This is a genomic window from Amycolatopsis benzoatilytica AK 16/65, from assembly GCF_000383915.1.
Classification (GTDB): Bacteria; Actinomycetota; Actinomycetes; order Mycobacteriales; family Pseudonocardiaceae; genus Amycolatopsis; species Amycolatopsis benzoatilytica.
Genome location: NZ_KB912942.1, coordinates 1,184,065 through 1,194,175, shown reverse-complemented (window position 1 = coordinate 1,194,175; position 10,111 = coordinate 1,184,065). Strand labels below are relative to the sequence as shown.

The 10,111-nt window shown below is 69.3% G+C and carries 9 protein-coding genes; all 9 read right to left on the bottom strand.

Translation table 11 applies throughout. The annotated features are described in order from the left end of the window. Positions 1 to 3: 3 nt before the first annotated feature. Entirely contained in the window at positions 4 to 567 is a 564-nt protein-coding gene (locus AMYBE_RS40930) for a hypothetical protein (protein ID WP_020658393.1), read from the bottom strand. Next, entirely contained in the window at positions 567 to 1,475 is a 909-nt protein-coding gene (locus tag AMYBE_RS0105750; protein ID WP_020658392.1) for a hypothetical protein, read from the bottom strand. Before AMYBE_RS0105750 ends, AMYBE_RS40930 begins: the two co-directional genes overlap by 1 nt. Before the next feature lie 160 nt (positions 1,476 to 1,635). Then, on the bottom strand, positions 1,636 to 1,911 hold the full coding sequence (locus tag AMYBE_RS0105745; protein WP_020658391.1) for an SAP domain-containing protein: 276 nt from the start codon (positions 1,909 to 1,911) through the stop codon (positions 1,636 to 1,638). Next, positions 1,911 to 2,168 carry a hypothetical protein gene (locus tag AMYBE_RS0105740; RefSeq protein ID WP_063710056.1) on the bottom strand — a complete coding sequence of 86 codons (258 nt, stop codon included), beginning with the start codon at positions 2,166 to 2,168 and terminating at the stop codon, positions 1,911 to 1,913. Before AMYBE_RS0105740 ends, AMYBE_RS0105745 begins: the two co-directional genes overlap by 1 nt. Positions 2,169 to 2,238: 70 nt before the next feature. Next, a complete protein-coding gene (locus tag AMYBE_RS0105735) occupies positions 2,239 to 3,876 on the bottom strand; it encodes a hypothetical protein (protein WP_020658389.1) in 1,638 nt (545 codons plus the stop codon). A gap of 2 nt (positions 3,877 to 3,878) precedes the next feature. After that, a complete protein-coding gene (locus AMYBE_RS0105730) occupies positions 3,879 to 5,144 on the bottom strand; it encodes a hypothetical protein (RefSeq protein WP_020658388.1) in 1,266 nt (421 codons plus the stop codon). Next, a complete protein-coding gene (locus tag AMYBE_RS40925; protein ID WP_020658387.1) occupies positions 5,141 to 7,873 on the bottom strand; it encodes a phage minor head protein in 2,733 nt (910 codons plus the stop codon). The genes AMYBE_RS0105730 and AMYBE_RS40925 overlap by 4 nt, the downstream gene beginning before the upstream one ends. 1 nt (position 7,874) lies before the next feature. Beyond that, positions 7,875 to 9,380 (bottom strand): hypothetical protein, encoded by a 1,506-nt coding sequence (locus AMYBE_RS0105720; RefSeq protein ID WP_020658386.1) that lies wholly within the window; start codon positions 9,378 to 9,380, stop codon positions 7,875 to 7,877. After that, entirely contained in the window at positions 9,343 to 10,110 is a 768-nt protein-coding gene (locus tag AMYBE_RS0105715) for a hypothetical protein (RefSeq protein WP_020658385.1), read from the bottom strand. Before AMYBE_RS0105715 ends, AMYBE_RS0105720 begins: the two co-directional genes overlap by 38 nt. Between the last annotated feature and the right edge of the window lies 1 nt (position 10,111).

Sequence of the window (10,111 nt, the reverse complement as noted above, 5' to 3'; positions counted from 1 at the left end):
CTCTCACGCTTGGATGTACTGGTCGCAGTCGAATTCGACGAGCAGGTAGCCCTTGGACAGGCCCTTCGGGGTGGACTCCATGAACGGGCCTTCCCAGCGGAGCCACGGGTCGCCGCCTTCCCCGGCCTGCAACCCGACCCCGTACCCGGCTTCGAATCCGCCGGTCCCCAAGGTCCGGTCGGCTTCGATGTGCGTGCGGATCGCGTCGAGCAGCGCGTACATGACGTCGGCCAGGTCCTCCACGAACCCCGTCGTCGACCGCACGAACGAATGGAGATTCACCGTCCACGACACGTGTTTCAGACCTGAGACGGCTCCGGCGACGGCGACACGTTTCTCTTCGCCGCGCAGCATCTGGACCTGCATTTGACAGCCCATCGAGCCGGGCGTCGCGCCGGTCTGGTGGTAGTCGGTGTTGTGGTCGTCGCTGCGCGGCGGCGACCGGCGCACGATCGGACCGTCCAAACCGGACACTGCGAGCTGCGGGGTCCGGTAGGTGCGGGTGGTCGCGTCGTAGGCGCCGCCGAAGTACCGGCACACCTGGTCGATGGTGTTCACGGAGGACATCAGCGGACCCGCCGGTACGGTTCGAGGAGCCGCTCGGCCTCGGTGACGAACCCGGACCCGTCCGTCGACCCGCCGACACGCGCGTTCGACTTGACCCGCGCGGACGGGAACACGTCCTCCGATTCGCTGTCCGGCCGCTGAAGCAGCGCGGCGGCGTAGAAGATCACCGCGAGATGGAGATCCGCGGGAACCGCGGAGATCCCGACCGGCACGGTCGCGGTGCCGGTGTGCGCATTCTTCAGGCCGCCGGTGAGCGGCACCGTCGTCGACCCTGTCGTGTAGGTCCCGGCGATGGTGACGGCCTCTTCGTGGCCCGGGTCCCAGATCCGCAGCACCTGCCCGGCAGCGAGCCCGGTGGCGTCCTGCACGGTCACGGACGTCGCCCCCTGCGCGACGTCCGCGGCGAGCAGCGTATTGGAGAACCCCGAGGTGTAGGTCCACTGCGCGTAGAGGTCGCCGGCCGCGACGACCGATCCGAACTGCAACGCCCCGAAACCCGGCGACGTGACGCCTCCGGGGTAGCCGACGATCTGTTTCCCGTCCTCCACCCAGAAATTCGACAGATCCGTCACCGGGTTCAACGAGTTCGGCGAGTAGCCGGTCGAGAGCGCGGTCATGGCGGTGACCGGGGAATGGTCGGGGTGGTAGGAGATCCGGCCGTCGTAGCGGGTCCGGACGCGGGCGTTCTCGGTGCGCGAGTGCGCGGTGAGGGTGCCCGTAGCGGCGTTGCCCGACGAAACGCCGAGCTCGACGTACCGGTCCGCCATCGCGCTGGCCTTGAGGAGGATGTTGTACAGCTCGGCGTCCTGGTCGGCGAGGATCGGATCACCGGACCGCAGGTTCGCGACCTCGAGGAACGTCGGGTACGCCTTGAACGATGCGTTGGTGACGTACGGGAGGATCAGCACGGCTCACCTCCGTCTGCTGGTTCGGCGGTGTGCGGTGTGCCCGCGTTTCATGTGGCTGCCGCGATGCGGATGCTCGTGGCTGTGAATGGCCTTGTGGCGGACGTGGGCACCCTTGTGCTTCGCGTGCACGCCGCGGCGCGGGTGCTTCACGAACGTCCTCTTACGCCCGGGTCCAGCTGCCGTGCGCGCAGGTGGCGGCGGAGTCGTCGCCGGGCCACCCTTCCGGCCAGCAGGCGCCGCAGATCTCGCCGTCCGAGTCGTCAGCAGGCGGCTGGTCACCGCCCGGATCGGCAGGTGCCTGCGCGGCGTCGTGTTCGAGCAGCCGGTCGACGAGGTCCGGCTTGTCGCCCTTCGCCGACAGGCCGCGCGAGTTGAGCTCGGCAGCGAGATCGGCGACGGTGCCCGCTTCGTAGAGGGCGCGGTGGTCTTCCGGCATCAGGACTCCTTCGAGCAGGGGCCGCCGCAGCGGCCGCAGGTGACGAACCAGGACCCGAAACCGCAGCGGCCGCAGCGGTATCCGCCGCGCGTGGATGCGCCGGCCAGATTCGGGGTGAACGCGCCGATCTTGCGGAAGGCGGCGGCGTCGGCGGGGTGCATGTCGTACACGCCGTCGCTGGAGCGGTAGCGGGCGCCGGTGACGCCGTCGACCTCACGTTGCGCACCGTCCGGAGCGCACACACGCACCGTGTCCACAGTGGACACCTTTCGTTCGGGCACGCCGAGCAGCCCCGACACGGGGCCCGGGCTGCTCAACGCACGTGGATCACTGAATGCCGGTGATGACCGAGTTCCACGCCGGGGCGTAGTTGACGAGCGTCCCGAACCAGTAGGTCGACTGGTCGTACGTGAACTGGATCTGCGGCCAATCCACGCTCATGTACTCCTGCACGGCGACGACCTGGCTGGTTTCCCCGACGTTGTTGTCCGGGAACGGCAGCGTGCGGGAGCGGATCAGCGCGGTGCCCGACGGCATGTACGGGTGCACCCGCAGGTCGACCATCTTGCTGGTCGGGCTGGCGTGGTTCAGGATCCCGGCGACCATCTCGCCGATGACCTTGCCGTTCTGCGCCGCGCCGAGGTCGATCCGGTAGTTGCTGCTGGACGACCCGAGCAGCTGGTTGCCCAGCTCGTTCCGCACCGCGGCGGTCGACCACACCTCGTCCGGGTCCGCGTAGACCGCGTTCCACATCGCCAGGAACTGCTGCTGGAACTCTGCGCCCGGCGTGGTGTAGACGCCCTGGCCGAGCTTCGCGTTCAGCGCCAGCGGCGAGGTGCCGAGCGCGAGCGCGTTCGTCAGCAGACCGTCGTAGCCGTTCGCGTCCGCGGACGAGTCGGCGGCCGGTGCCGCGGCCGTGCCGGTCACGAGGGACGTGAACACGACAGCCTGCCCGGCGGTGCCGGTGCCCTGCAACACCTCGGAACCGGCCGGTCCGATGTAGATGTTCGCGCCGAACGGCAGGTTCGCCGCGGGCAGGTTCACCGTGAGGGTGCTGGTGCTGCCGGTGGTGGCCTGGGTGACCGACGCGGTGGCGGCGGTCTCGCCGAACCCGGATCGGGCGGTGATGCGCACCGAGTACGTCGCGGCCGCGATCGTGCCGCCCGTGGTCGCGGTCGACAGCGTCGGCTGCGCCGGCTGCGTCATCGCACCCACGAAACCCGTCTTCGAGCCGCGGCCGTACAGCAGCGCCTTCTCCTCGCCGAGCAGGTGCGACCACAGCAGCGAGTGCTGCGACAGCTGCCGCACGTCCTCGAACCCGACACCGGCGAACTGGGCCTTGTACGTCACCATGTCCGACAGGGACATCTCGACGTAGGGGATGACCTTGTCGTCCGCCGCGTACTGGATCTTCTTGCCGCGGCGCAGGGTCAGCGACCCGAACGACGGCGTCCCGGAGTCCGACTCCGAGTTGAAGAACGGGCTGATGTCCGGGACACCGCCCAGACCGGCGTTCGTGACACCGTTGATGCGCTTGTACTCGCGCGCCGCGCCCTGTCCGCGGACCCGGGACAGCTCGTTCCGGATCGGCGTGAACTTCGGGTACATCTCCTTCGCCGGGGCCTCCAGGTCGTACGGCACCAGCTGCGTGGTGCCGCCAGGGCCCTGCGGCCCGGCGAACGTGATGTCCTTGCCGAGGTCGGCACGCATCTCGCCGAGGGTGGTCTGCAACTGCGCGGCAGCGTCGGCGTCGAGGCCCTTGGTGATGTCCGCGACCCGCTGCGCGAGGCTGTCGAAATTCCCGGCCTTGACGATGCCGACCCGCGGAGCGAACCCGTCCTTGCGGGAGTCGCCGCGCTCGATCGCTTTGGTGAGCAGGTTCTTGTACCGCTCGAACCGGTCGCCGACGTCCTTCGTGGTTTCGGCGTCGGCGAAAACGTCCTTCAGGACGGTGGTGGTGCTCATGGTCATGCTCCTTCGCTGGCCGGCGCGGCGGTGAGCTGCGCGGCCTTGTTCCGGTAGTAAGCGGCCATCTCCCGGTCGGTGACCGTGTTCGCGAGCCGCGTCAGCCGTGTGGCCTCGGTGGTCTTCGCGAGGTCTGCGGCCGCTGCGTCGGCGTCCGCGTGGCGGGTGATGGCGGGTCCTCCCGGGACGGGCGTGGCGAGCACCTTTGCCAGCTGCACCTCGAGCGACTTGATGCGCTCCTCTGAGGCAGAGATGACCTCTGTGACTGCGGCCTTCACCAGTTCGGCGAGGTTGTCCGGCCCGGTCGCCTTGGCGGCGTCGGGTTCCGGGGTCTTGGGTGCGTCGGGCTCGGCGTTCTTGGGCTGGTCCGGCTCGGCGGCGAGGGGGATGGTCACGAGGTTGTCGGCGCCAGTCGGCGCGGTGACGTCCTCTTCGGATTCGAGGCACATGAACCACTTCAGCGCGCGGACCACGCACAGCAGCTCGTCGATATCGCAGGCGTCGGACAGCTGCCCGGCGGCGAGGGACTGGGCCTCGGAGACGATGATCCGGCCGATGATCGCGATCGCTTCCTGCGCCGAGGCGATGTCCTCGTCGGGGCTGGCTTTCGCGAGGTCGACGCCGAGCGCCTTCACCGCGTCGACCACGGCGAGCGCCGGGTGGGGCGTGTCCGGCTCCTGCTCGACCGTCGCCGTATCGTCCGCGTCAGCGGCCTTGTCGGCACCGGCTTCGCGGTCGTCCTGGTGCTCGGCGTATTCCTCGACCTTGACGAGCATGTGGTCGCGGTCGAGGTCGACCGCTTTCACTGTGCTGCCCGGCTTCGCGGCCTTCGTGACGGTCAGCGTGCACGTCGGGTTGCACGGCCGGTCCACAAGGGACACCTCGACGATCTGGCCGCCGACGATCCGGCCGCCGGGCGCGGACTTGTCGGTGATCACCCGCGGGTTCTTGATCCCGATCGAATAGCCCTTCAGGACGTCGTTCTCGACCTTTTTCGCCGAGACCGGGTCGACGACCTTCGAGCGGAGCAGCCAGTTGTCGCCGTCCTGCGTGAGGTCGGTGCCGACACCGGCCGCGATCGCGGTGTGCTGCTCGCGGACGTTGCCCCACTCGAACCAGTCCGGCATGGCCGACTTCAGCCACGTCGGGTCGCAGATCTGGTCGTCGAGGTCGAGGGACGGGTTCGTTGCCGAGCCCTCGACGATCAGGTTCCCGTCGTCGTCGCGGTAGTGCTTGACGATCTCGGCGTACACCGTGGTGGTGCTCATGATTCCTCCAGGTCCGCCGCCGAGAGTCCGGCGGTGTCTACTTCGCTGATGTCCACGACCATCGGGGCCAATGCGCACCGGCAGTCCGGGTGCGCGGGGGGTTGATACGAGCCGGACGGGAACGGCTGGGACAGCGGGATCGCGCCGGCGTCTTCGTTGCCGGTGCAGTCCGGGCACACCCGTTCGTCTTCGGCGGTCATCCAGTACGCGGCTTCGATCCCGTTGCGCGCGTACCGGTTGAGGGTGGCCGACGACATGGCCCGGTTCAGTTCGGTGGTGGCGACCATCCGCGCCCACCGCGGATCGTCGAGCACCCGGGCGAGGTTCGCGGCGAGCGTGTCGGCGCTGTCGCCGTTCTCCACCGCGCGCGCCAGCTCCAGCGCGAGCGCGTCCATCCGATGAGCCGCGATCGAGGTGATCGTCACGTCGGCTTGCTCGAGCAAGGCTTGCAGCGACGTGTCCCCGGCGAGAAGGTCGAGTGCGGCTTCGGTGTCCCCCGGCGTCCACGATCCCCAGTCGGGTTCGACGTTGGCGAGCAGCGCGGCCGCGGACCGGTCCCCGATCAGGTAGCCGTCGGTGTAGACGTCCCGCAGCACGCCGCGGAGGGTCGCGGTGACCGTGACCCCGTTCTGCGCCAGCCAGGACTGTGCGTCGACCTGGCCGGGGTAGATCGGGGCTGCTTTCCGGGCATGCCGCCAGTCAGCTGCGATGGTCTGGGCGTCCACTGCCCTAGTCAAAGCCGCCGAAATGCGTTTCCCCCACAGCTTCGCGGCCGCCTGGTCGACCTTCCACCCTGGCCATTCCTTGGCCACCGGGCCTTTTGGGTCGACACCACCTGCCTTGATCGCGTCGACCTCGGCCGGGGTGTGGTGCTGCCACCGGAACTCCCGCGCCCGCGTGCCCTTCGCCGCGAACTTTCGGTACGCCGCCAGCTCCGCTTTCTTGGCCGCCTCGGTCCCGGCGGCGTTCGTCGGCGGTTTCTGCTGCGCCGGTTCGGGCTCGGCCGGGTTCGCATCCCCGTCCTGGTCCCCCGCGGCACCGGTTTCGTCGGCTTGGATCGCCGCGGTGTTCGGGTTCGGCGAGCCCGGCGGCGCCTGCGGCGGCGTGATGAACGTCCCCGCCGGCTCCAGGCTCGACGCGCCTTCGAGGAACACGAGGCCGCGCTGCGTGAACAGGGCGGGCATGTCCGCCTCGTCGAACTCGTAGCGCGGCAGGCCGAGCCGGTCGCGCCGCTCGTTCAGGGTGATGACGCCGCCGTTCAGGCGTCCCTGCTCGACGTCGTCCGCGGCGGCTTCGTCCTCGTCATCCAGGCCGAGGAAGTAGAACTCCAGTTCGTCAGGCGCGCCGAGCTGGGTGCGAGTGACGTCGGTGAGGAGCCGCTTCAACCATTTGATCAGGGACTGATCTTTGCGGTCCTGGACGTTTTCCTGGCCCTCGTGGAAACCCGACGACCCGAGCCCGTTCGTCTCGGTGAACCCGAGCTCCGGCAGCGTCGTGTCGAAGTGCGACGCGACGAGCTTGATCAGGTGCAGGTCGTAGTCCGGCTTGTACCGTTCGGCGACCCCGCCGCCTTCCCTGCTTGGCACGATCCCCGGCGGCAGGAAGTTCACATGCTGCCGCTGCGCGCTGTCGCCTGCGTGCAGGTCGTTGAAATACCGCTCCAGCTCCGCGACCTGCTGCGGCGACAACCCCGCGTCCGCCGCGACCTCGAACAGCGACGTCGGCATGCTGCCCGCGGTGTATTCGAGCGTCATCCACCGGTGCCGGTGCATGTACAGCTCACCGTCCGACAGGGCCTGCTCGACCGCGCTGTGCCCGTACGGGGTCCACACCCGCTGATTCCGCGGCTCGTAAATCAGCTGGTCGGACGGCATCAACGGTCCGGTGCCGCCGTCCGCGTCGACCTCCATGCTCAGGTCCCGCCGCGGGTAACCCCACAGGATCTGCTGGAACGCCGGGAACGGCGGCTGCGGCCGGCCGCCGCGCTCGTCGAGCAGCGGTTTGATCGTGGTGCCGTCGAGGATTTCCAGCGAGTGCAGGTCTCCGCCGTAGGTGTACACGGGGTAGATCGAGAGAGCGTCCCCGACGAACACTTCCTCGAGGAGAATCCGCAGCCACGCGTTCCAGCCGCGCCGGTTGCGACGGTCCGGCATCTGCCAGAACGCCTCGCAGCGTTCGATCGCGGCGGCGTTCTCGTCGCGGAGCTTCCGCTCCAGCTCGACCCGCGGCGTGCCGGGGTTGTCGCGTTCAGCGTTCTGGATCGCGGTTTTGGTGAGCCGCACGCCCCAGTCGAGCGCGCCGATCCGGTCCTGCCGGATCCCGATGCAACGCCGGAACAGCGGGATGAAGTCGGCGGCGTCGCGCAGCAGCTTCCACGGCAGCAGCCGGTTGTGCTTGCCCGGCAGGTTCCAGCCGACCGAGTATTCGAAGATCCGCGGCTCGGGGCGCCCCGTGTCCGGGCGGGGCGCGTCGATGCCGACCGGGATCGACGGCAGACCGGGCCCGAACGGGTTCTGGTACCAGATGTCCGGGCGCGGCAGCGCCTGCTGTTCGTAGCCGGGCTGGATCTGGCCGCGGCCTCGCTGCGTCATCGAGGCGACCGCGGTGGAGGCGTCGCGTGCGCCCTGCGCGGCGGTGGGGATGTTCGCCTTCGCCGCGTCGGGGATGCCGAGGCCGCCGCGACGGACGGTCTGCGGCGGTCGACGGCCTTGCTTGCGGCGCTTGCCCACCTCACACCCCCTTGCGTGCAGCCACGAACTGCTTCATCCAGTCGACGGAGTCGGCACCGCGCGGCGCGTAGTAGGCCAGGAGCAGGGCGTCGGCGTTGTCCGGGGACCGGCCGAGCCGGATCTTGGTTTCGTCCTTGGGTTCGACCACGATCCGGCCGGAGCTGTCGAGCGCGTATTTCGGTGCGGTCAGCTGCGTGAACAGCTTGTCCCGATAGGCGGTGTCCAGCGTCGAGAAGTCGATCGCCCGGTCCTCGGCAAGCTTGCGGCCGACTTCCCACCAGATCTGCGACCGGAGGTTCCGGTACTTCTCCGGCTGCGTCGAGGCTTCGGCGACGTTCACGCCGACGATCGATGCCGTGATCTTTCCTTCGCCGGCGAGCTCGCGGAGCCGGCCGACGATGCCCCAGCCGATGCCGATCACGTCGACTTTCACCGCGGTGGCACCGGTTTCCCGGATCGCCTCGACGATTTTCCCGACGGCCTGCATGCTGTCGCGGGTGCGGGTGGTCCAGACTCGGCCGGCGACCATGCCGCGGCGTTCCTGGATGACGGTTTCGTCGCCGCCGGCGCCGAGGTCTACGCCGAGTTCGACGGGCAACTGTTCGGCGTCGGTGTGCGGCGGCGGTTCGGGGTGGGTGCAGGCGCGGAGCGAGCTGTACCGGACCACGCCGTCGTCGGCGTCGTCGGGGAACTCGCCGAGGACTTTCGCGATGTACACCGGGGACTGCTCGCCGTATTCGGTCCGCATGTCTTCCACATAGGACGGTCCGACGAGCGCTTCGGAGACTTCCTGCGGCACCCATTCGCCGGTGAAGTTCGGGGTGTCGAACGCCGAGATGGTGATCGTGTTCCAGTCCTCTTTCCCGCACACCCGCCGGAACTCGCTGCCGGGGTCGTCGGGGTTGCCGATCGCGAGGATGCGGCAGTGTTCGCCGGTGGTGATCGCGCGGGCGGCGGTCCAGAAGTGCTTCACGATGCCGCACGCCTCGTCGAGGATCACGAGGACGTAGCGGGCGTGGATCCCTTGGAACGCGTGCGGGTTGTAGTCCGACGGTTTGCGGCCGAACGCGACCAGCTGCTTGCCGATCTTCCACTCGGTTTCGTTGACCCTGCCTCGGAACGGCTCTCCGCGGGCTTCCGCGACGCTGGCCGCGTTGTTGATCTCCGACCAGAGGATCGCCTTCACCTGGTCGCCGGTCGGCGCGGTGGTGACGACCCGCGCGGTACCGGCAGGGTGGGTTTCCATCCACCACGCGGCCGCGCGGCTGGCGACCCGCGACTTTCCCGGCCCGTGGCACGCTTTCACTGCCGTGTACCGGTTGTCCCGCACCGAGTTCAGGATCTCGACCTGTTTGGACCACAGATGCTCGCCGAGCCGTTCCCGGGTCCACAGCGCACCGTCCCGCGACAGGCGGCGCGCCTCGTTCGCCGCCCGCATCTGCGCGGTCGCCGAGGAAAACGCGGAGACGTCAGCCCGCGACCAGGCGGAGGTGGCGGTCGATGGCATCGGGTGCCGCCTCCCTCTGCTCCTCGGTCAGCCCAAGATCATCGAAGACCGCCGTCAGCAGCTCGACCAGCAGCGCGCCCTGCCGTTCCGCGAGCTCGACCTGCCGTTGCGCGAGCCCGGCCGCGACCGCCTTCGCCGCGAACCCGGCGCAGCGTTCCCGCTCCGCGGCTTCCAGCTGGGCGAGGCCGCGGATCTGCTCGCCGGTGGCGTAGATCCCGCCGGTTTTCGAGTCGTCGTAGGTGTAGCCGACCAGCGCGGCGACACCGCCGGTGTTGAAGATCCGTTCAAGATCCTTTTTCGCGGTCTGGACTTCGGCCCTGTCGCCGCCCTCGCCGCCGAACCCGTACTCGATCTCCGTGTCCGCGACCAGCTGCTCCGCGGCGTGCGCCTTCCGCAGCCGGTCCGCAGCGTCGTACGCCTCTTGCAGCAGCCGCCCGTACAGCTCGACCCGTGCCGCGGACTGCGACACCAGCCGCAGCAGCACCTCGGCCGGATCAGCGTGCGCGTCGCCGAGCCCCCACCGCATCACCTCGGCACGCACCTGCGCCCGCGCCTTCACCTGCGGCGCCCGGCCGCCGTGCGACTCGCACACCGTCGCGCCGTCGATCGCGTAGTTCTTGCAGGCACGGGTTTGGACGGTCCCGTTCTCGTCCCGCAGCATCTGCCCGTCGTCGCCCTTGAGCGGCACCCGCCCGGTGCACTTCGGGTTCGGGCCGTTGCCGGTCGACACG